The sequence below is a fragment of the Jeongeupia sp. HS-3 genome (assembly GCF_015140455.1).
GTDB lineage: Bacteria > Pseudomonadota > Gammaproteobacteria > Burkholderiales > Chitinibacteraceae > Jeongeupia.
The window spans coordinates 892448-915246 of sequence record NZ_AP024094.1 but is presented as its reverse complement, the minus strand read 5'-3'; the positions used below and the strand labels follow the sequence as shown (position 1 = coordinate 915246).

Sequence of the window (22799 nt, the reverse complement as noted above, 5' to 3'; positions counted from 1 at the left end):
CGGCACGCACAGACCGGGCTACCCCTGGAGATGAATGATGAAGCCGATCGGCACCTATGATCCGCGCGTACCGGTCCCTGCGGAACGGCGCGTATTTTCGGCCCGCGACGTGATGTCGCTGTGGTTCTCGCTCGCCATCGGCCTGATGGTGCTACAGACCGGCGCCCTGCTGGTGCCGGGCCTCAGCTTCGGCGCCGCGCTGGCCGCAATCGCCATCGGCAGCGTCATCGGCGTTTCCTGCCTCGCCGCAGTGGCGGTGATCGGTACCGATACCGGCTTGGCCACGATGTCGGCACTACGGCCGACGCTGGGGCTGCGCGGCGCCGGCTTGCCGGCCATCTGCAATCTGGTGCAACTGATCGGCTGGGGCGCCTTTGAAATCGTCGTGATGCGCGATGCTGCCGGCGCGCTGATCCAGCGCGCCACGGACAACCCGGGCCTCTGGCAGAGCCCGGTGCTGTGGACGCTGCTGTTTGGTGGCATTTCGACGCTGATTGCCGTGTTCGGCCCGCTTGGCTTCGTGCGTCGCGTGCTGCGACGCTGGGGTATCTGGATGCTGCTGGCTGCCGCGACCTGGCTGACCTGGCAGCTGTTCGCCAGCTACGACGTTGCCGAGCTGTTCGCCCGCCAGGGCACCGGTGCTCTTGGCTTCGGAACCGGCATCGATCTGGTCATTGCCATGCCGCTGTCGTGGCTGCCGCTGGTGGCCGATTACACCCGCTTTGCCCGCGATCCGGGCTCGACCTTCCGCGGCACGCTGGCCGGTTACCTAATCGGCAACCTGTGGTTCTGCACGCTTGGTGCCGCCTACACACTGGCGTTCGCGCAACAGGGCGGCGACAACGCGCTGCTGTTCGCGCTGGCGTCGGCCGGCGGCGGGTTGGCGCTGCTGCTGATCCTGCTCGATGAAAGCGAGAAGGCCTTTGCCGACATCCACTCGGCCGCCGTCTCTGCGTGCACGCTGATCCCGACCCGGGTCGAATACGCCGCACTGGCTTTCGGCATCCTCTGCACCGTGATCGCACTGTTCGTGCCGCTGGCGCGCTTCGAGAGCTTCCTGCTGCTGATCGGCTCGCTGTTTGCGCCGCTGTTCGGGGTGGTGCTGATCGACCATTTCGTCGTCCGCCGCCGCCAAATCGACATCGCCGCCGTCACCCAGGCCGGTGGCGCCTACTGGTACAGCGGCGGCTGGCACGTGCGCGCGCTGCTTGCCTGGGCACTCGGCATCGCCAGCTACCATATGATCGCGAATCTGGCGCCAACGATGATGGCGTCGATTCCGGCCCTGCTGATCAGCGGCCTTGGTTACTGGATTTTAAGCGGCCGCAGCATGCGCCCGGCACGGGTCACCGCGTAAATAACGCCGCAAGCCTTGCCATCGGCACCGGGCTTCGATACTATTCGGCCTCCCATCGCGGAGAGATGGATGAGTGGTTTAAGTCGCACGCCTGGAAAGCGTGTATAGGTTAATAGCCTATCCGGGGTTCGAATCCCCGTCTCTCCGCCAGAATACGATAAGCCCTTGATTTCTTGGTAAGTTACTGAGAAACAAGGGCTTTTTCTTTGGCATGTGGATACGAGTGTGGATATTCACTCGAAACAAGGGAGTTCAAGTCTCACCATAGAGGCATGAACAACACCATGAAGCCCGCTCGGTACGTCGGCAAACGGCAGGGTTCCCGTAACTGGCAGTACGCAAGGCCAGTCCCCGACATGCTCCAAGGCACGCCCGACCCGCTCAACGATGGCAAGCCACTAGGCAAGTACATCAAACGGAGTCTGAGAACTGGCGATCTGCTACAAGCAAACCTTGCGGCGGACACCCTCACGGTTCAATACAACACTGTTTTCCATCCGACAGTGATTGACCTATCAGAACCCGACACGCTCGAAGCAGTAGCCCGGCAGCTCTATGCCAAGATTTTGCAGGCAGATGATGATCGGCGGATTAAAGGGCAACCCGTAAGCCCTACCGACGTGATGATGGCTGGCTTCTATCAGCGAGCATTGGCGGGCAAAGCCCCTCTAGAAACCGCAGCAGAGACTGGTTACATGCAGGCGACGGGCTCGAAGAACCTTGCAGCTCTCTCTGCCGATGACTCCTGCGACGCCGATGACCTACCAACTACCTACCTGGTGCAGGCAGATAGCTCCGACAACCTAGCAGCCTTCCCCTGCGAGAACCTGTGCAACTACGATCCTGTTACGGACACGCATGACAACTCAAGGCTAGTGCCAGTGGTCTGTCCCTATACGGAAGGACACTAACTTAAGGTGGATAATCGCCACCAAGGAGTGTTCATGACCCAAATCCGCCGTACCTTTCCCGAGTCCTTCAAGCGGGAAGCTGTTGAGCAAATCCTGGCTGGCACGCCGCTACGTCACGTGGCGCAGGCCTTCGGCATCACCGAAGGCCTGCTGGGCAAATGGAAACGCCAGTTTCTGCTCAAGGGCATGGATGCCTTTCCTGGTCATGGCAAGCAACTGGGCGAAGCAGCCGAACTCAAGCGTCTGCGCGATGATCTAGCACGCGTCACCATGGAGCGTGACGTCCTAAAAAAAGCGCTCGCCATCTTCTCGCAGCCCACGAAGTGAAGTACCGCGCCATTCAGGCGCTTGCTGAGCGTTATCCTGTTGCCGTCATGTGCCAGTTGTTCCGCGTCTCACGGAGCAGCTACTACGCTTGGCGCAACCGGCCGCCTTCGATGCGAGAGATGGCTAATCGCGTGCTGTTACGGGAAATCCGTCTGGTCCATGCCGAAGTCAACGGCATCTATGGGCATCGTCGGATACATGCGGAACTGGTCGCACAAGGCTTCGCCTGTGGCCGCCACCGTGTTGGCCGCCTGATGCGCCAAGGCGGGCTGAAGGTACGTTCCCGTAAACGGTGGCGACCTGTCCCGGTCAGCCAACACCTGCTTCCGGTGGCACCAAATCGGCTGGAACGGCAATTCGACGCATCCGGGATGAATCAACGCTGGGTGTCGGACATGACTTACATCCGTACTGACGAGGGCTGGCTGTATCTGGCTGTGGTGCTGGACTTGTATTCCCGCGCCGTGGTCGGCTGGGCAATGCACCATCGAATGCAGCAAGAACTGGTGCATGCTGCGTTGACGATGGCCGTTGCCAGACGGAAACCGGTGCGGGAGGTGCTACTGCATTCGGACCGAGGCAGCCAGTATTGTGCGTTTGATTACCAGATGTTGCTGAAACGGCACGGCATGGTGCCGAGCCATTCACGAGCGGGCAATTGCTGGGACAACGCTGCGATGGAAAGCTTCTTCCGGTCGTTGAAGGCGGAGCGGGTTTACTTGACCCGCTACCGGAGTCACGACGAGGCCCGCGCGGATATATTCGACTACATCCGATTTTACAATCATCGCCGCCGCCATTCGACGCTGGATTACCTGGCACCGGTCGAGTTTGAACGGCAGCATTCAGCGCTTAGCGCTTAATCCTCTGTCCTTCTGCATGGGGACAGACCAGGCGGCCGGGCCAGAGATAACCGCCTGTTCCTCAACGCCGTGTTCTGGATTTTGCGTACCGGCGCCCCATGGCGCGATTTGCCGCCCGATTATGGCGACTGGAAGAACACCCACCGCCGCTTTTGTCGCTGGCGTGACAAGGGCGTCTGGGCACACCTGCTTGAAGCGCTGATCACCAATCCGGATTTCGAATGGCTGATGATCGACGCCACGCATGCCAAGGTGCATCCGCATGCCGCCGGCGCACGCGGCGGCAATCAGGCAATGGGGGTGACCAAAGGGGCTAAACAGTAAGCTGCACTTGGCGGTGGACGCGCACGGCATGCCGGTGCGGGTCTTGGTGACCTCGGGCACGACGGCGGACTGCACCCAGGGCGGCGCGTTGATTGACGGCTTGAGCGCGGAATACCTGCTGGCTGATCGTGGCTATGACAGCGACGCCATCGTTGCTCAGGCCTCGGCGCAAGGCATGAGAACGGTGATTCCGTCGCGCCGCAACCGTAAGGCGCCGCGTGAACACGATGCGGCGCTGTATCGCCACCGGCATCTGGTTGAAAATGCGTTTTTGCAGCTCAAACGCTGGCGAGGCATCGCCACGCGCTATGCCAAGAATGCGGCGTCATTCCTGGCGGCAGTCCAGATTCGCTGCATTGCGATCTGGGCGCGCATCTTGTGACGACACCACCTAGTTGCAACCGCCCTCTTCCTCTCGTCGTTCAGTTCCTTCGCACTGGCCGACAACTGGAAACTGCTTGGCGAGCGAACGGTGCGTCTGGCCGCCGATCATGACGAAATCATCGTCACGGCAGGCGCCGGCGACTTCAAGGCGCTGCAGCTGCGCACGCGCGAACGCGCAATCGAAATGCTGGACATGACGGTGGTTTATTCCACTGGCGGCCGGGACATCATCCCGATGCGGTTTGTCATCCCGGCCAATGGCGCCAGCCGTGTCCTTGATCTGCGAGGGCACGATCGCAACGTCCGCAAGGTCATCCTTCGCTACACGACCCGCCCGGGTTCGGTCGAACGGGCCTTCGTCGCGCTCTGGGGTCTGAACGACTGACGGATGCCGTCATCCCGACCCCAAAGCCCGGCAGGTTCACACTTGCCGGGCTTTGCCGTTTCGGGAAGCACGCAACGATCAAGCAGACGAGCGTGTCCCAGGCTAGAACTGCCGCCGCATCACGCTTTCGACATAGTCCAGAAAGCACGCGATGCGCGATGCAAGCTGGGTGTTGCGGTAGTAGACCGCATGGATGGGCTGGCAGACGTCGAGCGCCTCGTCGGCCAACAGCTCGACGAGTTCGCCCCGCTGCCGCGCCGCGGCGGCCATGAAGTCCGACAGGCAGACGATGCCCTCGCCGGCCAGCGCCAGATGCAGCAGCGTTTCGCCGCTCGACGCCGCCACGGCCGGGCGGATGTGCACGTCGTTGCCCGCATCGTCGCGCAGCGGCCAGCGGTTCAGCAGGTCGATCCGGCTGAAACCGAGCAAGGCATGCCCGGCCAGATCGGCGACGCTGGCCGGCGTGCCGTGCGCGGCCAGATACGCCGGGCTCGCCAGCACGCGGATCCGGCTGCGGCCGAGCGGCCGCGCATGCAGGGTCGAATCGCGCAGCGTGCCGATGCGGATTGCCACATCGGTGCGGTCTTCGATCAGGTCGATGAACTGGTCGTTGGTATTGAGTTCGAGCTGGATCTGCGGATAACGGCGACGGAATTCGCCGACCAGCGGCACGATCACGTGCAGCATGAACGACGACGCCGCGTTGACGCGCAGCAGCCCGGCCGGCTGCTGCCGCCGCTGCGCGATCTGCTCCTCGGCGGCGTCGACGGCGGCGAGGATGCCGCGCGCGTGCGCCAGAAACGCCTCGCCCTCCTCGGTCAGCTCGATCCGCCGCGTCGTCCGGTGCAGCAAGGTGGTATCGAGTTTTTCCTCCAGCCGCCCCAGCGCCCGGCTGACGCCCGAAACGGTCTGCCCGAGCTGGAGCGCGGCGGCGCTGATCGAGCCGGCATCGACCACGCGGGTAAACGCCTGCAATTCGTCGAGTGTCGTCTTCATTGTTGATTTTCAGTCAAATATCTTATCCACACACCTATCTTAATCTGCAAATGTAAAACCGGGACACTGCGGGGCATCGCTTCACGGCATCCATCACGGAGTAGCACCATGCCCCTTGCCCTGTTCGCGCTGACGATCAGCGCCTTCGCCATCGGCACGACCGAGTTCGTCATCGTCGGGCTGATTCCCACCATCGCCGCCGACCTGCACGTCAGCCTACCGTCGGCCGGCCTGCTGGTCAGCCTGTACGCGATCGGCGTCGCCATCGGCGCCCCCATCCTGACCGCGCTGACCGGCAAGCTGCCGCGCAAGACGCTGCTGCTGGCGCTGATGGCGCTGTTCACCGTCGGCAATCTGCTCGCCTGGCGTGCGCCCGGTTACGAGTCGCTGATCGTCGCCCGCGTCCTGACCGGGCTGGCGCACGGCGTGTTCTTCTCGATCGGCTCGACCATCGCCACCGGCCTGGTGCCGAAGGAAAAAGCCGCCAGCGCCATCGCGATCATGTTCACCGGCCTGACCGTCGCGCTGGTCACCGGCGTACCGCTGGGCACCTTCATCGGCCAGCACTTCGGCTGGCGCGAGACCTTCCTCGCGGTCTCACTGCTCGGCGTGATCGCCGTCGCCGGCATCGCCGTACTGCTGCCGAACACGATCCGCAATACGCCACCGGCGCCGGTGCTGCAGCAGCTGCAGGTGCTCGGCCAGCCACGGCTGCTGATCGCCTATGCGATGACGGCGGTCGGCTACGGCGGTTCGTTCACCGCCTTCACCTTCCTCGCACCGATCCTGCAGGACGTCGCCGGCTTCAGCGGCAACGCGGTCAGCCTGGTGATGCTGGTCTATGGCATCGCGGTCGCCTTCGGCAACCTGTGGGGCGGCAAGCTGGCCGACCGCCACGGCCCGATCGCCTCGCTCAAGCTGATTTTCCTGTTGCTCGCAGTCGTGCTGCTGGTCCTGACGTTCACCGCCACGAACAAGTGGCTGATCGTCGTCACCATCCTCGCCTGGGGCGTGGTCGCCTTCGGTAACGTACCGGCGCTGCAGGTCTACGTGGTCAAGCAGGCCGAGCACTACACGCCGCACGCCGTCGATGTGGCGTCGGGGCTGAACATCGCCGCGTTCAACGTCGGCATCGCCATCGGCGCCTCGGTCGGCGGCGCCATCGTCGAGCACCTCGGGCTGATGCATACGCCGTGGATCGGCGCACTGATCGTACTCGGTGCTTTCGGCCTGACCGTCCTGAGCGGCCGCCTCGACCGCCGCACCCCGCTTACCTTGCAGCCGGCAACTGCCGACTGCTGACCAACCACGGAGAACATACGAATGAACACCATGCCCAAGATCGGCCTCGGCACCTTCCGCCTTCAGGGCCAGACCGTGATCGACTCGGTCCGCACCGGCCTCGAACTCGGCTATCGCCATATCGACACCGCGCAGATCTACGGCAACGAAGCCGACGTCGGCCAGGCGATCGCAGAGAGCGGCATCGCCCGCGAGCAGCTGTTCGTCACCACCAAGATCTGGACGACATCGCTCGGCCGCGATGCGCTGATCCCGAGCCTGAAGGACAGCCTGATCAAATTGCGGATGGATCAGGTCGACCTGACACTGATCCACTGGCCGTCGCCGGCCGACACCATTCCGGTCGCCGAATCCATGAGCGCACTGCTCGAAGCGCAACAACAAGGGCTGACCCGGCAGATCGGCGTATCGAACTTCACCATCGCCCATCTGCAGCAGGCGATAGCCGCGGTCGGCGCCGACAACATCGCCACGCTGCAGATCGAAATCCACCCCTTCCTGCAAAACCGCAAGGTCGTCGACTTCGCCCGCGCCAACGGCATCCACCTGACCGCCTACATGCCGCTCGCCTACGGCAGGGTGATGCACGATCCGGTGATCGCCGGCATCGCCGAACGTCACGGCACCAGCGCGGCGCAGGTGGCGCTGGCGTGGTCGCTGCAGCAGGGCTACGCGGTGATTCCATCGTCGACGCGGCGCGCCAACCTCGAAGCCAATCTGCAAGCCGGATCGCTGCGGCTGAGCGACGACGATATGGCGGCGATTGCGGCACTCGACCGTGGCGAACGGCTCGCCAATCCGGATTTCGCCCCGCACTGGGACTGATCGGCCCCGCCACCCTTGAAGAAGAAAGCCCCGGCCTGGCCGGGGCTTTGCAGGGCGCCGTTCGGCTACTTCGCTGCCGGATGCCGCTCCCACACCACATTGACGATTTTCCAGTTCTCGCCGACACGGCCCAGCTGCAGATAATCGACCCAGTCTGTGGCGACCACCTTGACCGCTGCCATGTTGCCGCTGACGTCCAGCACGGTCACCTCGGCGCGGCGCAGCGCGGGAACGGTCGTAGCGCCGATGCCCTTGCCGGTATAAAAAACCAGCCCGTCGGCGCCCATCTCGTTCAGGTTGTCCTCGTTGCCCGCAGGGCCGAGCGCGCGCTTGACCAACTGCGGATGCAGCGCCTGCTTCATTCTGGCCGCATTGCCGTCATACCAGCCATCGATGTAGTCCAGCGCCACCGCCTTGAGCGCCGCACAGGTTGCGGGCTCGCACGGCACCGCATTGGCCCCGAGACTGGCCGTGCCCATGATCAGCGCCAGACCTATCGCATTCAGCCGGTTCATTGGCGCGCTCCATACATCACGTTGATGATTTTCCATTGGCCCTGGATGCGCCCCAGCTGCAGGTATTCGATCCACTGCGTCCCGGTCACTTTGGCGACCGCGGCATTGCCGTACACGTCGAGCACGTTCACTTCCGGCTGCGGTTTTTCTCCCGCCGCAGGCTTGCCGTCACCGGCCTTGGTCGCCGCGACCAGCGCGTCGGCGTTCGTGTCGACAACTGCGGCACCGGGTGCCGCCGGCAGGGTGCGCTTGACCAGCTTCGGGTGCAGCGTCGTCGCCATTTTCTTGCCATCGCCGGCGTACCAGCTCGCCAGATAGTCGCTAGCCACCTGCCGGATGGCGGCTTCGTCATCGCTCCGGCCGGCGTGCGCCGGCAGAGCCAGGCTCAAGCCCGTCAGTGCCATCACCATCAATACCGTTTTCATCGTCTCCCCTCATTCGGCTCGCAGGGGCGAACCGGGTACGATGCACTCTAATAAGCCAATGGCATACAGGCCATGCCGTTGCCGCGATACAGGTCATGCGCGCGACGCATGACCAATGCATGCCACACCCATTCAGAATGAAACAACACTCGGGAAGGTCGCATGTCGATACCGGAACTGCATCAGGTCGATTTCAATCTTCTGGCCACGCTCGACCAGCTGTTGCGCCACGGCAGCGTGACGGCGGCGGCCGATGCCTGCGGCGTGACCCAATCGGCAATGAGCCGGTCGCTGGCACGACTGCGGGCCATCTTCAACGACCCGCTGTTCGTCCGGAACGGCAACCGCATGATTCCGACGGCGCGCACCGAACGGCTGCGCGAGCCGCTGCAACGCATCCTGGAGCAGATGTCGGCGCTGATCGCGCCGGTGAGCTTCGATCCGGCCCAGGCATCGGGCACGTTCCGGCTGGCAATCACCAGCAATGTCATCTGCTCGCTGCTGCCGGATGTCCTCGTCCATCTGGGCCAGCAAGCGCCGGGGCTGATGCTGGAGGTCTGCGGCTGGAACGACGACACGCTGGGCACGATCGCCGATGGCGGCGTTGATCTGGCGTTTGGCGTCGCCCGCAGCGCACCAGCCGAGATTTACCAGCGCCGGGTGTTTTGCGACGATTTCCTCTGCGCGGTCCGCGACGGCCACCCGCTGCTCAAACAAGGCGGAATGAGCATCGAGAATTACTGCGCTTGGCCGCACACCGAACTTTCGCTCGGCAGCGACATGCGCAGCGTCGTTGATGCCGCGCTGGCCGCGCACGGCCGGCAGCGCCGGCTTGGCCTGTTGACGCCGCATTTCTGGGCATCGCTGGAGGTCGTGTCGCGCAGCGACCTGATCATGACGGCGCCCGCCCACCTGCTGCACCACTACCGGCTGATCACCCCCTTCACCATCCTGCCGACGCCGGATATCGGGCTACCCGAACTCGACTACACGCTGTTCTGGCACGCCCGCCATCATCACGACCTGCGCCACGCGTGGATACGCCGGACGCTGTGCGACATGCTGCGCCAGCGCATGGACACCAGGGCGGTCAACGAGGCCGAGAACGAGGTCTTTGCGCTCGCCCCCTGAGCATCCGGCCCGGCGGGCCCGCGCCGGGCCAGCGGCACCAATGGACAGTTCAGTCCGAGCGTTGCGCGGCCAGCAACAGGAACATCGGCCGCTCGCGCTCTTCCGCCAGCGCCGGCAGCGCGGCGATCTGCGCATCGGTCGGTGACCACTCCTCGATATGGCTAATCGTGAAACCCTGAGCCAGCAAGGTATTGATCCAGGTGCCGATGCTGCGGTGATGCTTGATCACACCGTCCGCCAGCCAGTTCGTCGTGCGCACTCCCTCGACCGAATAGCCGTCCACCGGCCAGGTCTTGTGCCCTTCAGCATCGACCACCCAGCCCGGCGCGCCCGGCGCCATATAGATCGGGTGCTCGACCGAAAACACCACCCGTGCGCCGGGCACGAGCGCGCGATGCAGCCGGGCCAGCAAGCCGGCGATGTCCGCAACGTAGTGCAGCGCCAGCGAGCTGTAGGCAAAATCGAACGCCGCATCCGGCAGGGTCAGATCGTCCAGATCGGCCCGCATATAGGCCACCGCCGCCTCGGTGGTGGCCGATCTCGCCCGCGCCAGCATGTTCTCCGACACATCGAGTCCCAGCACCTGCGCCGCGCCCTGCCCGGCAGCCCAGCGGCAGAACCAGCCAAAGCCGCAACCGAGATCGACAACGCGCAGCCCGCGCAGATCGGGGATCAGCGCCTGCAGCGACGGCCACTCCGCCGCACCGGCCAGACCGTCGACCGAGCGGCCAAGCCGGCTGTAACCCTCGAAGAAGGCCGGGGTGTCATAAATGTTCTGTGCCATGTGTGTTCCTGTTAAATGCCAGCAGGCCATCCGGAACGGTCAGCCGATGCGTGTCGCGTCCAGCGCAAGTTTAGCCACTGTCAGTGCGGTCTTCGCCTCGCCGCCGTCTTCGAGGTGCCACGCCGCAGACAAGCCGGCCCACGCGGCAACCCACGCGAGCAGGCGCTGGCGCTCCAGACCGGCGACCTCGGCGATCACCGCGACCTGCCGGTTCAGCCGGCCCGGCGAAGTCGCCAGCACATGATCGGGATTGCAAAGGATGTTGGCGAAATCGAAACCGCGCTCGCCGATCAGCCCCTTGGGGTCGATCGCCAGCCAGCCGCGCGCACCGGCATCCAGTACGTTGCCGTGATGGAGATCGCCATGAAGGACAACGGTGTCCTGCGGCGCGGCGAGCAGATCGGCGACAACCGCACCGGCCTCGCGGAAAACCCCGCCGCGCGCCTCGGCGGCCTGCGTCAGCGATGCGAACCACGTCGACAGCGGCACCAGATCCGGCCGGAGACGCGATTGTGCCGCGTGCAGGCGCGCGGCGACATCGCAAATAATGCGACTTGCCGCATCGTCCTGACCGTTACGGGCCATTCATATTTTTTCCTTTCCCCAGTCACGCCAGAGCAGACAGCGGGCGCGGCCGTGGCGTTTCAGCACTTACCGAGTCAACGCATGAAAATTGGCGGAGTGATCCTTGAGCTCGCAACGATTGCCATCCGGATCGCAAAAACATCCAACCACACCCCAGTCAAAGTGATTGATCTCAACGGCCACGCCTTGACGCCGCAACGTTGACGCCGCCTCGCCGACATCGCGGACATTGAAACGCAGGATCGTCGGGTTCTCGCCCACGCTCTTCTGACCTGCCCCGCCCACGCCGCCGGTTTCGATCATCAAATAGGCGCCACCAAAATTCAGCGCAGTCAGTCCGGGCTTGGAAAAGACGTCGGGCAGTCCCAAGGCATCACGATAAAAAGCAACGCATTCGGCGTAATTTTCGGTAAACAGGATAATGCCGGGCAACTCGAAAATCATTGTCCACCCTCAGCTCAAATGGCTTTGTAGTTGGCAAAATCGGGCCGGACACCCAGTTCGCGCATGAACGCAGCAGGATCGAACCCCGCCTCGGCATAGTGCTGCTGCACGACGGCCTTGGCCGAGCGCATCGCCTCCTCGCTGGCCCATTCGACGATGGTCATCACATTGAACGCCTCGGCCTCGTCGGCCCGGCTCAACACCTGATGTTGCTTGCACCCGGGCATATCGGCCAGCAAGCGGTCGATGCTGTGCAACTGGGCAACGAATCGCGCGAGCGCATCGGCGGGAACCGCAAACCGGTCGATGCGAAAGACGGAGGAAGAAGCCAGGGTAGTCGGTTCGATCGTCATGTCGAGAATCTCCTGAAACGTGCGTAGGGGATGAATCCGTACCCAGCGTAGAATCTCAAGCTAAGTTGAGGTCAAGAGGAGTCGACAAAAAATGTCACTCGAGCATGCGGGCATCCAGCCCACGCTCTCCGTTGGTGAAGTCGCACGCCGCAGCGGCGTGTCGGTGTCGGCGCTGCACTTTTATGAAAGCAAAGGCCTGATCAGCAGCAGCCGCACCGCCGGCAACCAGCGCCGCTACGCCCGGGATGTATTGCGCCGCGTTGCGGTGATCCGCGTCGCCCAGCGGGTCGGCATTGCGCTGGCCGATATCGAGGCGGCGCTGGCCAGCCTGCCGCCGGCATCGGCGCCAAGCCGGGCGGACTGGGAACGGATGTCCGCGCTTTGGCGATCCGACCTGGATGAACGCATCACCCAACTGCAAAAACTGCGCGACAGTCTGGACGACTGCATCGGCTGCGGCTGCCTGTCGATTGATCGTTGCCGGCTCCGCAATCCATATGACGAGCTAGGCAACAAGGGTCCCGGCCCGCAGCGGCTATGGGTGAAGCACAAGGGGGAGCACGGCATCCCCGCCTCGGGCAATCCGGAGTCGGCCGAGCGGTGAAGCGCGCACCCCGACCGCGGCGCCGGGGCTAGGGGATGCTGATTCCGGGCCCGGGGCGCGTTGCGGTCAGGCAAAGAACCGCGCATGAAAGCGCAGGTGATCCTCGATGAAGCTGGCGATGAAGTAATAGCTGTGGTCGTAGCCGGGCTGGCGGCGCAGCGTCAACGGCCAGTCGTTCCGGCGCGCGACCACGGCGAGCGCATCGGGCTGCAACTGCAGCGGCATGAAGCCGTCCTGTTCGCCCTGATCGACGAGCATCGGCAGCCGTTCCAGCGCCACGCCGAGCTGGTGGCAACTGTCATACGCGAGCCAGCTGCTGCGATCCTCGCCCAGATAATGCGCGAAGGCCTTCTGCCCCCACGGCACCTGACTCGGATTGACGATGGGCGCGAACGCCGACACCGAGCTGTAGCGCCCCGGATTGCGCAAGGCAATCATCAGCGCACCGTGGCCGCCCATCGAATGGCCGCTGATCGCGCGCTGCTGCGTCACCGGGAAATGGGTCTCCACCAGCGCCGGCAACTCGTCGACCACATAGTCGTACATCCGGTAATGCGCCGCCCATGGTGCCTGCGTCGCGTTGACGTAGAACCCCGCGCCCTGACCCAGATCGTAGCCGTCATCGTCGGCAACGCCTTCGCCGCGCGGACTGGTATCGGGCATCACCAGCGCCATCCCCAGCTCGGCCGCCACGCGCTGCGCGCCGGCCTTGGTGGCGAAGTTTTCGTCGGTGCACGTCAAGCCGGACAACCAGTACAGCACCGGCACAGTGCCGCCCTGTGCCTGCGGCGGCAGATAAATCGCAAAGGTCATCGCCGTGCCGGTTGCGGACGATTGATGACGATAGCGCTTGTGCCAGCCGCCAAACACGCAGTTGCTCGAGATCAGTTCCAGGGTATCGGCCATGGCGATTACTTTGCGTAGTGGATGACGGAGCGGATCGACTTGCCCTCGTGCATCAGCTCGAACGCGGTGTTGATGTCATCGAGCGGCATGGTATGGGTGATGAAATCGTCGAGGCGGAATTCGCCCTTCAGATAGCGTTCGACGTAGTCGGGCAGCTCGCTGCGACCGCGCACACCGCCAAAGGCCGAACCGCGCCAGACGCGCCCGGTGACGAGCTGGAACGGCCGGGTGCTGATTTCCTCGCCGGCGCCGGCGACGCCGATGATCACCGACTCGCCCCAGCCCTTGTGGCAGCACTCGAGCGCCGAGCGCATCACCTTGACGTTGCCGATGCATTCGAACGAGAAATCGACGCCGCCGTCGGTCATCTCGACGATCACGTCCTGAATCGGCTTGTCGAAATCGGCCGGATTGATCAGGTCGGTCGCGCCGAGCTGGCGGGCCAGTTCGAACTTGCTGGTATTGATGTCGATGCCGATGATGCGCGACGCACCGGCCATCTTGGCGCCGATCACCGCCGACAGGCCGATGCCGCCGAGGCCGAAGATCGCCACGGTATCGCCCTCTTTCACCTTGGCGGTATTCATCACCGCGCCCATGCCGGTGGTGACGCCGCAACCGAGCAGGCAGACCTCCTCGAGCGGCGCGGCCTTGTTGATCTTGGCGAGCGCAATTTCCGGCAGCACGGTGTATTCGGAGAACGTCGACGTACCCATGTAGTGGTAAATCGGCTTGCCGTCCTTGGAGAAGCGCGTAGTGCCGTCGGGCATCAGACCCTTGCCCTGCGTCGCGCGAATCGCCTGACAGAGATTGGTCTTGCCCGACTTGCAGAACTTGCACTCGCCGCATTCGGGCGTGTACAGCGGAATCACGTGATCGCCGATGGCGACACTGGTCACGCCTTCACCCAGCGCTTCGACAATGCCGGCGCCTTCATGGCCGAGGATAGACGGAAATACACCTTCCGAATCCATGCCCGACAGCGTGTACGCGTCGGTATGGCAGACGCCGCTGGCGACGATGCGCACCAGCACCTCGCCCTTTTGCGGCAGTTGCAGGTCGACTTCTTCAATGCTTAAAGGCTGGTTCGGGCCCCAGGCAACGGCGGCGCGGGTTTTCATCGTTTGAATCGTTGACATGGGGCATCTCGGTGGGTGGACTCAGGGATGGGCTTCATTCTATTTATTACGGATCGTTCGATAATCTGGCTAAATGGAAAGATATTTTTGCAGCAGTGAAACAATCATGAACTGGGAAGGCGTAACCGAATTCGTTGCCGTGGTCGAAACACACAGCTTCACCGCCGCGGCTAGCAGACTGGGCGTGTCGGTGGCGCAAATCAGCCGGCAGATCTCGGCACTGGAACAAAGACTGGCGACACGGTTGCTATACCGCACCACCCGCAAGGTCAGCGTCACCGAAGCCGGCCAGCTGTATTACCGCCACTGCCGCCCTTTGCTCGATGGCCTGCGCGAAGCCGAGCAGGCGCTTTCGCAGGCGCAGGACCGGCCGAGCGGCCACCTGCGCATCACCGCGCCGGTGTACTACGGCGAACAGGTGATCGCGCCGCTGCTGCACCGCTACCTGCAAGCCCAGCCAGCTGTCAGCGCCGAACTGAATCTCGACAACCGCAAGGTAGACCTTGTTGCCGACGGTTACGACCTGGGCATCCGGCTTGGCCCGATGGACGAATCATCGTTGATGGTCAAACAGCTCGGCAGCCGCACCCACCACGTCTGCGCCTCGCCCGACTATCTGGCGCAATTCGGCGAGCCGCATACGCTGGCCGAGCTCAAGCACCATCAGTGTCTGGTCGGCACGCTGAATGCCTGGCGCTTCAAGGATGCCGATGGCCGCACGCACGAGGTCGCCGTTGCCGGCCGCCTGCGCTGCAACAGCGGCGCGGCGCTGGTCGATGCCGCACTGTGCGGGCTCGGGCTGGTGCAGCTGCCCGATTACTACGTACATGCGCACCTCGCCAGCGGCCGGCTGCGCAGCCTGCTCGGCGCTTACACGATGACCGACGGCATCTGGGCCAATTACCCGCGCAACCGCTTTGTGCCACTGAAGGTGCAAGGGTTTATCGAGCTACTCGAAACCGCCTTGTGAACCGCTAGCGAACAGGCCGGCCGGCGCAAGCCGCCATGCCGGGGCGCCGAGTCTGGCAAAATACACCACTGCGCCCGCGTCGATGCGGGCGCCATACCGGTCACAGGCAAGGCGTTGTACATGAACAAATCCCCACAGGCTGAAACCCGCGCAGTGAATCAGCCGATCCGCGTGCTGTCACTCATCCCGCCGATGACGCAACTCAATACGCCCTACCCGTCAACGGCCTATCTGAGCGGATTTCTGCGCAAGCATAGCGTCGATGCGGTGCAGGAAGATCTGGCGCTCGCGCTGGTGCTCGAATTGCTGTCGCGCCATGGTCTCGCCAAGCTGCGCGATCACATCGACACCATCCCGCCGCGCAAGCGCTCGCCCGCCGTCGCGTCGTTCCACGACCAATTCGATCGTTACGACGCGACGATTTCGGCAACGATCGCTTTTTTGCAGGGTCGTGATTCGACCGTCGGCCATCGGATCTGCAGTCGCAACTTCCTGCCGGAAGGCCCGCGCTTCGGCTCGCTTGACGTGTATGTCGATGACGAAGGCGGTGATCCGCTGGCGTGGGCCTTCGGCGCACTCGGCATGCAGGACCGCGCCCGCCATCTGGCGACGCTGTATCTGAACGATATCGCCGACGTGCTGCGCGAGGCGGTCGATCCGCGTTTCGAGTTCGTCCGCTACGCCGAATCGCTGGCGATGAGCCAGCCGACCTTCGAACCGCTGGCCAAGGCGCTGGCGGCACCGGCCAACCTGGTCGACGACACACTGCATGCGCTGACACTGGCGGCGATCGAACGGCACCAGCCCGCGCTGGTACTGATTTCGGTGCCCTTCCCCGGTGCGGTGTACGCGGCGTTCCGGATTGCGCAAACGATCAAGGCGCATCACCCGCACATCAGAATCGGCCTCGGTGGCGGCTTCGCCAATACCGAGCTGCGCGAACTGGCCGAACCGCGTGTGTTCGATTACTTCGATTACGTCACGCTCGACTCGGGCGAACGCCCGCTGCTGGCGCTGCTCGATCATCTGGCCGGCCAGCGCTCGCGCGAGCGGCTGGTGCGCACTTTCGTGCGCCTTGACGGCAAGGTGCGCTACGTCAACTTCCCCGAACCCGACGTGCCGTTCGAAGACTGGGGCACGCCGACGTGGGACGGGCTGCCACTGGATCGCTACCTCTCCCTGCTCGACATGCTCAATCCGATGCACCGGCTGTGGTCGGACGGCCGCTGGAACAAGCTCACCGTGGCGCACGGCTGTTACTGGAAGAAGTGCAGCTTCTGCGATGTGACGCTCGACTACATCTCGCGCTACGAAACCGCATCGGCCAAGGAACTCGTCGACCGGATCGAGGCCATCATCGCCGAAACCGGCCAGACCGGTTTCCATTTCGTCGACGAGGCCGCGCCGCCGAAAATGCTCAAGGCGCTGGCCGAAGAGCTGTTGCGGCGCAAGGTGGCGATTTCGTGGTGGGGCAATATCCGCTTCGAGAAATCGTTCTCGCCCGAGCTGTGCCAGCTGCTCGCCGACAGCGGCTGCATCGCGATTTCGGGCGGGCTTGAAGTCGCGTCGGATCGGCTGCTGAAGCTGATGAAAAAAGGCGTCTCGGTCGATCAGGTCGCGCGCGTTACCGCCGGCTTCACCGAGGCCGGCATTCTGGTGCACGCGTACCTGATGTACGGCTTCCCGACCCAGAGCGTGCAGGATACTGTCGATGCGCTTGAGTACGTGCGCCAGCTGTTCGAAGCCGGCTGCATTCAATCGGGCTTCTTCCACCGCTTCGCCTGCACCGTGCACTCGCCGGTGGGCAAGAATCCGGAGGAATACGGCGTCACGCTCGAACCGCTGCCGCCGGGCAACTTCGCCCGAAACGACGTCGGCTTTGTCGACCCGAGCGGCGTCGATCACGATGCACTGGGCCGCGCGCTGAACAAGGCGCTGTACAACTTCATGCACGGGATCGGGCTGGAGGAAGACGTGCGCAGCTGGTTCGAAACCCGCGTACCCAAATCGACCGTGCCAAGGCGCTTTGTCGAACGGGCGCTGACGCAACGCTAGTGCCTCGCGCCGGGCGCGGGCGCGGTCGCGCCTGACCTCCCAAACTACTGAACTCACCCGAGACCGGGGCTTCGGCCCCACTTTGCTTAAATTGTCTTTCTAAATCATAAATGTTGTTTTGATAGCAAAAAACTAACAACATCCTTTTCGCTCAATGATGTCGTCATATACCGTTGGCTTGCACCAGTTCAGAAGACCAGAACGGTAGCCAGGCGGTTCCCGAAAAAATGAGACGTTTTGCAAACAAGGATGATTGTCATGTTCACGCGTATCTTGCTCGCTGCGGCGGTATCCGCAGCCTTCAGCGCACAAGCTTTTGCCGAGGTCACCATCGGTGGCTCGATCGAATCCGACGTCTACTACGTTGATTCGCAGGCCAAGGGCTATAAGGGCGAAATCGAACTCGACGTCGAGCCCCGCATCTTCTTCAGCGGCAGCGACAAACTCGACAATGGCTCCAAGGTCATCTGGAAGATCTGGACCGGTGTCGAAAACTATCGCGACAACACCGCCGCTGGCGGCGAACTCAATACCGGCAGCTCGGCCCGCACCTGGGGCAACCGCGAAGCCTGGGGCGGCTGGCAGGGTGACTGGGGTACGCTGCGCTTCGGCAAGATCTATTCGCCAACGTATCTGAAGCTCGACTGGCCGTACGGCAATCTCGGCGGCGCCATGCACGTGGCCGAAATCGGCGTGATCGGCTTCAACCCGGACAACGCGATCAACTACGATTCGCCGAACTGGGGCGGCTTCACCTTCTCGGGCCAGTATTCGTTCCGCGGCCAGAACAACCAGGTCGACGGGCGTTCGAGCGAGTATTTCTACGACGTCACCGCCGGCTACAACAACGCCGGCTTCATGGTCGACGCCTCGTACCAGGAAACCCGTAACGACGGCGGCGACGCGAAAGACAAGATGTATATGGTCGCCGGCGGCTACAACTTCGGCACGTTCACGGTGAAAGGCGGCTACAAGTCGTGGGATTGCCAGGCCGGCGCCGGCTGCAACTCCTTTGCCGGCCCGCAACAGGAACAGTACTGGCTGCAGGGCATCTATTCGGCCGGCAAGCACACGGTCGGCCTGACGTACAACTACTTCACCGAGGCGGAGAACGCCGCCGGTAACACCATCGACGACAGCGACACCAATGTGCTTTACGGCCAATGGAACTACACGCTGTCCAACAATACCGTCGCTTATGTCCAGGGTCGCTACGCGATGAACGGCAAAAACGGCAGTATCGGTGCCAACTACGGAACGTCATACGGTAATGCGGTCGATGCTGACAGCTACCGTCTGCTGTTCGGGACTTGGACCGGGTTTTAACGCTTTACCTAGATACGAGAACTTGAAAGGCGACTTCGGTCGCCTTTTTTTTGGCTCGTGGACTATCCCGGTGACTATCGGCACTTCGCCCCCCGGAACAGCCCGGCAACGGAAGCCCCGGTCATGAAAATGAAAAAGGCACCGCCAGGCGGCGCCTTTTTACACGCGTCGCGCGTTTTACAGTGCCGCAACCACCGCATCGCCCATCTGCGAGCAGCTCACCTTCTCGGTGCCCGCTTCATAGATATCGGCGGTGCGCAGCCCCTTGGCGAGCACGGCCTTGACGGCGTTCTCGACGCGAACCGCAGCGGCTTCGGCGTTCAGGCTATAGCGCAACATCATCGCCAGCGACAAAATTGTCGCCAGCGGATTGGCGATGTCCTTGCCGGCGATGTCCGGCGCCGAACCATGGCTCGGTTCGTACAGGCCCTTGCCGTTCTGGTCGAGCGACGCCGACGGCAGCATGCCGATCGAACCGGTCAGCATCGACGCCTGATCCGAGAGGATGTCGCCGAAGATATTGCCGGTGACCATCACATCGAACTGCTTCGGCGCGCGCACCAGCTGCATCGCCGCGTTGTCGACGTACATATGGCTGAGCTCGACGTCCGGATACTCCTTGGCGACGTCGGTCATGATTTCTTTCCAGAACTCGGTCGTCTCGAGCACATTGGCCTTGTCGACCGAACACAGCTTCTTGCCGCGCTTTTGCGCCGCGCGGAACGCGACGTGGGCGATCCGGCGGATTTCCGACTCGGCGTACAGCATGGTGTTGAAACCTTCGCGCTCGCCGGCTTCGTTGATGCGGATACCGCGCGGCTGGCCGAAATAGATGTCACCGGTCAGCTCGCGCACGATCAGGATATCGAGGCCCGATACGACTTCGGGCTTCAAGGTCGAGGCGTTGGCGAGTTCCGGGTACAGAATGGCCGGACGCAGATTGGCGAACAGGCCCAGATCCTTGCGAATCCCCAGAAGGCCACGCTCCGGGCGCAGCGGGCGATCAAGCTGATCGTATTGCGGGCCGCCAACGGCACCGAGCAAGATCGCATCGGCTTCGCGCGCCAGCTTCTGGGTGAACTCGGGATACGGCGCACCGTAGGCGTCGTAGGCGGCACCACCGAGCGGCGCTTCGCTCAGCTCAACATTCAGGCCGTCTTTTTGCAGTGCGTTGAGCACTTTTTTGGCTTGCGCAACGATCTCGGGGCCAATGCCGTCACCGGGCAGAATCAGTACTTTCATAGTCTTGCTCACTCTTAGTGTTGAAACGTACACCGCCAAGCGGCGCAATTGGAATACCTAGTCGGCGAGCATCACGTCACACGAAGCACGAAGACCGCCCTCCGTAAAGAGGGACTGAATCGACGTTAATACGCCGCGTCGCGAATCAATCGCCACACTGATGACGAATTCACTCCCATAGCGCGTATAGCTGCGCGCCACGCCACGCTCATTCCCTTCGATTTTCAACCGAGTCAGGCCGCCATCGTCCACCGCCTGCGTGTACTTGTACCAGCTCTGCGCCTGAATACCGCTATAGTTGAAGACCTTACGCTTATAGACAACACCCAATCCCTTCGCGGCCTCGTCGAGCAACTGCTGCGCATCAAGCACGCCCAAACCGGAAGCAATGTCGGTAATCGCCCCTAACAGACATCCATGCCGGTCGACCGGATCATTGCTGACCCACGCCTTGCCATCAAAGCGCAAGATCAGCGCCTGCACCCGGCCACTACCGTAGCTAACCCGATATTTGAGCTCACCCGCGCCACCCGGAGCCGCAGTCGTACCAAGCGATGCGGTTGACACTCTAGCCGCCGCAACAACGCTCGGCTGTTTTTTTAGTTTGGCAAGCTTAATCTCGGCCAGCTTGGTGTACACACCGTTCGGGTACTGATCCAGGTACGCCTGAAATTCGGCCGAGTCCTTGCTGTCCTTGATACTGCTCCAGAAAAGCATTTGTGCTTCTTCAGAGCCGCTGGCCTTGGTCGCGACCTTGCCAGCATCAGCCTGCGTACCTGCGGCCAATACGGCCGGTGCGGGAAATAGTGTAGCGGCGAGCACAATCGCCGATGCCTGTTTATTCAGTGCCATACAGCAAATCCAATGAGTCTGTTTTTATATTGATATTGTATATTTACGAATAGCGGGCAAATAAAAAGCGGGATCGCTCCCGCTTTTTGTTTGCGCAGTCGATTACGAGTGCGAAACCTTGTAGGTCACATCGCAGTCGGTCATCACGATCACGCGCGGGTGCGTTTGCAGCAACGATGCCGGCACCTGGGTGGTGATCGGGCCGTTCAGCGTGCGATCAAGAATCTCGGCCTTTTCCTGGCCCTTCACGACCAGCAGGATCGCCTTGGCATGCAGGATCGAGCCCATGCCCATGGTGATCGCGTGCGTCGGGACTTCGTCGATCGAATTGAAGAAGCGCTTGTTGGCTTCACGCGTAGCTTGCTTCAGCGTGACCTTGTGGGTGAAGCGCGAGAGTTCGTCGTCCGGCTCGTTGAAACCGATATGGCCGTTGCCGCCGATACCCAGCAGCTGCATGTCGACCGAACCTTGCTGGTAAATCGCTTCGTCGTAACGGCGGCCTTCGCCATCGATATCGTCGGCATTGCCGTTCGGCACGTGGGTGTTTTGCGACTGAATGTCGATGTGATCGAACAGATTCGTCTGCATGAAGCTGCGATACGATTCCGGATGCGTCACCGGCAGGCCGACGTATTCGTCGAGGTTGAAGGTCGTGACTTCCTTGAAGCTGACCAGGCCCTGCTGGTAGGTCTTGACGATCTCTTTATACAGGCCAACCGGCGTACCGCCAGTAGCCATGCCGAGCACGGCATTCGGCTTGGCGCGAACAACGGAGATGAACAGGTCGGCGGCAGCGCGGTCGAGATCGGCTTGATTTTTGAATTTATGCAGGATCATGGTTTTACTCTTTCCGGGTAGGCAAGAAAACATATAACTATACGACAAATCAGGTGGAGGCCGTATTGACCTCCCCCAATTTTTCGCAACCCAAACCGGCTAGACAAACAGCCAGGGCTTCGCTTCGCGATGCTTTTCTTCAAAGCTGCGAATTTCGTCGGCATGGGCCAGCGTCAAGCCAATTTCGTCGAGCCCGTTCAACAGACAATGCTTGCGGTGCGCGGTGATCTCAAAACCGAACGACTGCCCCGACGGCGTGGTCACGGTTTGCGTTTCCAGATCCACATTCAGGCGATAGCCTTCCTGCGCCTCGCACTCGGCGAAAAGCTGATCGACAATCCCCGCCGGCAGCACGATCGGCAGCAAGGCGTTCTTGTAGCAGTTGTTGAAGAAGATGTCGGCGAAGCTCGGCGCGATCACCACGCGGAAACCGTAGTCATCAATTGCCCACGGCGCATGCTCCCGGCTCGAACCACAGCCGAAGTTGTCACGTGCCAGCAGCACTTGCGCGCCGGAGAAACGCGGGAAGTTGAGCACGAACTCCGGATTGATCGCGCGCTGGCTGTTATCCATGCCCGGCTCACCGTGGTCGAGATAACGCCATTCATCAAACAGATTCGGGCCAAAGCCCGAGCGTTTGATCGACTTCAAAAACTGCTTCGGGATGATCGCATCGGTATCGACATTGGCGCGATCGAGCGGACAAACCAGACCATTCAATTGGGTAAAGGCTTTCATTGCGGATTCCTCGCGGCCACGGCGGCACGCATGCCGGCCGTGGCAACCGAATTATTTGCTACCGGCGTTTTCGATCTTGCCACCGACCTTCTGCACGTCCTGGCCAAACCCTTTCATGGTGTTACAGCCCGACAGGGTCAATGCGGCAACGACGGCGATAAGGAAAATCGATTTCATGATTGCAAACTCCAGCAAATCTTAAAAAGGGTTAGAGCGCCG

General features: G+C 62.3%; 25 protein-coding genes, 1 tRNA gene and 2 pseudogenes. 14 read left to right on the top strand and 14 right to left on the bottom strand.

Annotated elements, in window-relative coordinates:
• Window positions 1–34: 34 nt before the first annotated feature.
• The 7 genes and pseudogenes from cytX to JLC71_RS04280 form a co-directional block, all read left to right on the top strand.
• On the top strand, window positions 35–1357 hold the full coding sequence (gene cytX / locus JLC71_RS04310) for a putative hydroxymethylpyrimidine transporter CytX (RefSeq protein ID WP_200917437.1): 1323 nt from the start codon (window positions 35–37) through the stop codon (window positions 1355–1357).
• A gap of 59 nt (window positions 1358–1416) precedes the next feature.
• Window positions 1417–1507 (top strand) — tRNA-Ser (locus JLC71_RS04305).
• Window positions 1508–1629: 122 nt separating this feature from the next.
• Window positions 1630–2268, top strand: a complete 639-nt coding sequence (locus JLC71_RS04300; RefSeq protein WP_200917436.1) for a hypothetical protein — start codon at window positions 1630–1632, stop codon at window positions 2266–2268.
• Window positions 2269–2301: 33 nt separating this feature from the next.
• Window positions 2302–2595, top strand: coding sequence for a transposase (locus tag JLC71_RS04295; protein WP_200914865.1), 294 nt, complete (start codon window positions 2302–2304; stop codon window positions 2593–2595).
• Window positions 2592–3458: an IS3 family transposase gene (locus JLC71_RS04290; protein ID WP_200914866.1), complete on the top strand. Its 867-nt coding sequence runs from the start codon at window positions 2592–2594 to the stop codon at window positions 3456–3458. The genes JLC71_RS04295 and JLC71_RS04290 overlap by 4 nt, the downstream gene beginning before the upstream one ends.
• A 30-nt stretch (window positions 3459–3488) precedes the next feature.
• Window positions 3489–4164: pseudogene (locus tag JLC71_RS04285) on the top strand (IS5 family transposase); the annotation flags it as partial.
• 30 nt (window positions 4165–4194) lie between these two features.
• A pseudogene (locus JLC71_RS04280) lies at window positions 4195–4551 on the top strand (DUF2541 family protein); the annotation flags it as partial.
• Between the two features lie 102 nt (window positions 4552–4653).
• Here JLC71_RS04280 and JLC71_RS04275 read toward each other — a convergent pair.
• Entirely contained in the window at window positions 4654–5547 is an 894-nt protein-coding gene (locus JLC71_RS04275; RefSeq protein ID WP_200917434.1) for a LysR family transcriptional regulator, read from the bottom strand.
• Between the two features lie 108 nt (window positions 5548–5655).
• Here JLC71_RS04275 and JLC71_RS04270 point away from each other — a divergent pair, with 108 nt between their 5' ends.
• Together JLC71_RS04270 and dkgB are read left to right on the top strand one after the other, a co-directional pair.
• Window positions 5656–6849 carry an MFS transporter gene (locus tag JLC71_RS04270; protein WP_200917433.1) on the top strand — a complete coding sequence of 398 codons (1194 nt, stop codon included), beginning with the start codon at window positions 5656–5658 and terminating at the stop codon, window positions 6847–6849.
• Window positions 6850–6870: 21 nt separating this feature from the next.
• Window positions 6871–7674, top strand: a complete 804-nt coding sequence (gene dkgB / locus JLC71_RS04265) for a 2,5-didehydrogluconate reductase DkgB (RefSeq protein WP_200917432.1) — start codon at window positions 6871–6873, stop codon at window positions 7672–7674.
• A 65-nt stretch (window positions 7675–7739) separates the two neighbouring features.
• Here the strand turns inward: dkgB and JLC71_RS04260 are convergent, their stop codons facing one another.
• Window positions 7740–8189 (bottom strand): nuclear transport factor 2 family protein, encoded by a 450-nt coding sequence (locus JLC71_RS04260; protein WP_200917431.1) that lies wholly within the window; start codon window positions 8187–8189, stop codon window positions 7740–7742.
• Window positions 8186–8614 (bottom strand): nuclear transport factor 2 family protein, encoded by a 429-nt coding sequence (locus tag JLC71_RS04255; RefSeq protein ID WP_200917430.1) that lies wholly within the window; start codon window positions 8612–8614, stop codon window positions 8186–8188. Before JLC71_RS04255 ends, JLC71_RS04260 begins: the two co-directional genes overlap by 4 nt.
• 162 nt (window positions 8615–8776) lie before the next feature.
• Between JLC71_RS04255 and JLC71_RS04250 the strand changes: the two genes are divergently transcribed.
• Window positions 8777–9745: a LysR family transcriptional regulator gene (locus JLC71_RS04250; RefSeq protein WP_200917429.1), complete on the top strand. Its 969-nt coding sequence runs from the start codon at window positions 8777–8779 to the stop codon at window positions 9743–9745.
• Between the two features lie 49 nt (window positions 9746–9794).
• Here JLC71_RS04250 and JLC71_RS04245 read toward each other — a convergent pair whose 3' ends face one another.
• The 4 genes from JLC71_RS04245 to JLC71_RS04230 all read right to left on the bottom strand — a co-directional run bounded on the left by JLC71_RS04245 (window position 9795) and on the right by JLC71_RS04230 (window position 11911).
• Window positions 9795–10529 carry a class I SAM-dependent methyltransferase gene (locus JLC71_RS04245; RefSeq protein ID WP_200917428.1) on the bottom strand — a complete coding sequence of 245 codons (735 nt, stop codon included), beginning with the start codon at window positions 10527–10529 and terminating at the stop codon, window positions 9795–9797.
• A gap of 39 nt (window positions 10530–10568) precedes the next feature.
• Entirely contained in the window at window positions 10569–11114 is a 546-nt protein-coding gene (locus JLC71_RS04240) for an aminoglycoside phosphotransferase family protein (RefSeq protein ID WP_200917427.1), read from the bottom strand.
• A gap of 66 nt (window positions 11115–11180) precedes the next feature.
• Window positions 11181–11558, bottom strand: coding sequence for a VOC family protein (locus JLC71_RS04235; RefSeq protein ID WP_200917426.1), 378 nt, complete (start codon window positions 11556–11558; stop codon window positions 11181–11183).
• A gap of 14 nt (window positions 11559–11572) precedes the next feature.
• Window positions 11573–11911 (bottom strand): antibiotic biosynthesis monooxygenase family protein, encoded by a 339-nt coding sequence (locus JLC71_RS04230; protein ID WP_200917425.1) that lies wholly within the window; start codon window positions 11909–11911, stop codon window positions 11573–11575.
• 91 nt (window positions 11912–12002) lie between these two features.
• Here JLC71_RS04230 and soxR point away from each other — a divergent pair, with 91 nt between their 5' ends.
• On the top strand, window positions 12003–12515 hold the full coding sequence (soxR, locus tag JLC71_RS04225) for a redox-sensitive transcriptional activator SoxR (RefSeq protein WP_200917424.1): 513 nt from the start codon (window positions 12003–12005) through the stop codon (window positions 12513–12515).
• A 66-nt stretch (window positions 12516–12581) separates the two neighbouring features.
• Here the strand turns inward: soxR and fghA are convergent, their stop codons facing one another.
• Together fghA and JLC71_RS04215 are read right to left on the bottom strand one after the other, a co-directional pair.
• Window positions 12582–13409, bottom strand: a complete 828-nt coding sequence (gene fghA, locus JLC71_RS04220; protein WP_200918252.1) for an S-formylglutathione hydrolase — start codon at window positions 13407–13409, stop codon at window positions 12582–12584.
• 17 nt (window positions 13410–13426) lie between these two features.
• Window positions 13427–14560, bottom strand: coding sequence for an S-(hydroxymethyl)glutathione dehydrogenase/class III alcohol dehydrogenase (locus tag JLC71_RS04215; RefSeq protein ID WP_491523248.1), 1134 nt, complete (start codon window positions 14558–14560; stop codon window positions 13427–13429).
• Between the two features lie 106 nt (window positions 14561–14666).
• Between JLC71_RS04215 and JLC71_RS04210 the strand changes: the two genes are divergently transcribed.
• From JLC71_RS04210 to JLC71_RS04200, 3 genes are all read left to right on the top strand, one after another.
• The gene (locus tag JLC71_RS04210) at window positions 14667–15530 is read left to right on the top strand and encodes a LysR family transcriptional regulator (protein WP_236250973.1); all 864 of its coding nucleotides are present in this window, start codon (window positions 14667–14669) and stop codon (window positions 15528–15530) included.
• A 120-nt stretch (window positions 15531–15650) separates the two neighbouring features.
• A complete protein-coding gene (locus tag JLC71_RS04205) occupies window positions 15651–17585 on the top strand; it encodes a B12-binding domain-containing radical SAM protein (protein ID WP_236250972.1) in 1935 nt (644 codons plus the stop codon).
• 258 nt (window positions 17586–17843) lie between these two features.
• A complete protein-coding gene (locus JLC71_RS04200) occupies window positions 17844–18911 on the top strand; it encodes a porin (protein ID WP_200917423.1) in 1068 nt (355 codons plus the stop codon).
• A 177-nt stretch (window positions 18912–19088) separates the two neighbouring features.
• Here the strand turns inward: JLC71_RS04200 and leuB are convergent, their stop codons facing one another.
• The 5 genes from leuB to JLC71_RS04175 all read right to left on the bottom strand — a co-directional run bounded on the left by leuB (window position 19089) and on the right by JLC71_RS04175 (window position 22757).
• The gene (gene leuB / locus JLC71_RS04195) at window positions 19089–20153 is read right to left on the bottom strand and encodes a 3-isopropylmalate dehydrogenase (protein WP_200917422.1); all 1065 of its coding nucleotides are present in this window, start codon (window positions 20151–20153) and stop codon (window positions 19089–19091) included.
• 57 nt (window positions 20154–20210) lie between these two features.
• On the bottom strand, window positions 20211–21005 hold the full coding sequence (locus JLC71_RS04190; RefSeq protein ID WP_200917421.1) for a hypothetical protein: 795 nt from the start codon (window positions 21003–21005) through the stop codon (window positions 20211–20213).
• A 102-nt stretch (window positions 21006–21107) separates the two neighbouring features.
• Window positions 21108–21842, bottom strand: coding sequence for a glucosamine-6-phosphate deaminase (gene nagB / locus JLC71_RS04185; RefSeq protein WP_200917420.1), 735 nt, complete (start codon window positions 21840–21842; stop codon window positions 21108–21110).
• Between the two features lie 99 nt (window positions 21843–21941).
• Complete coding sequence (gene leuD / locus JLC71_RS04180) at window positions 21942–22580, bottom strand: 3-isopropylmalate dehydratase small subunit (RefSeq protein WP_200917419.1); 639 nt, start codon at window positions 22578–22580, stop codon at window positions 21942–21944.
• Between the two features lie 51 nt (window positions 22581–22631).
• The gene (locus JLC71_RS04175) at window positions 22632–22757 is read right to left on the bottom strand and encodes an entericidin A/B family lipoprotein (RefSeq protein ID WP_200917418.1); all 126 of its coding nucleotides are present in this window, start codon (window positions 22755–22757) and stop codon (window positions 22632–22634) included.
• Window positions 22758–22799: the final 42 nt, after the last annotated feature.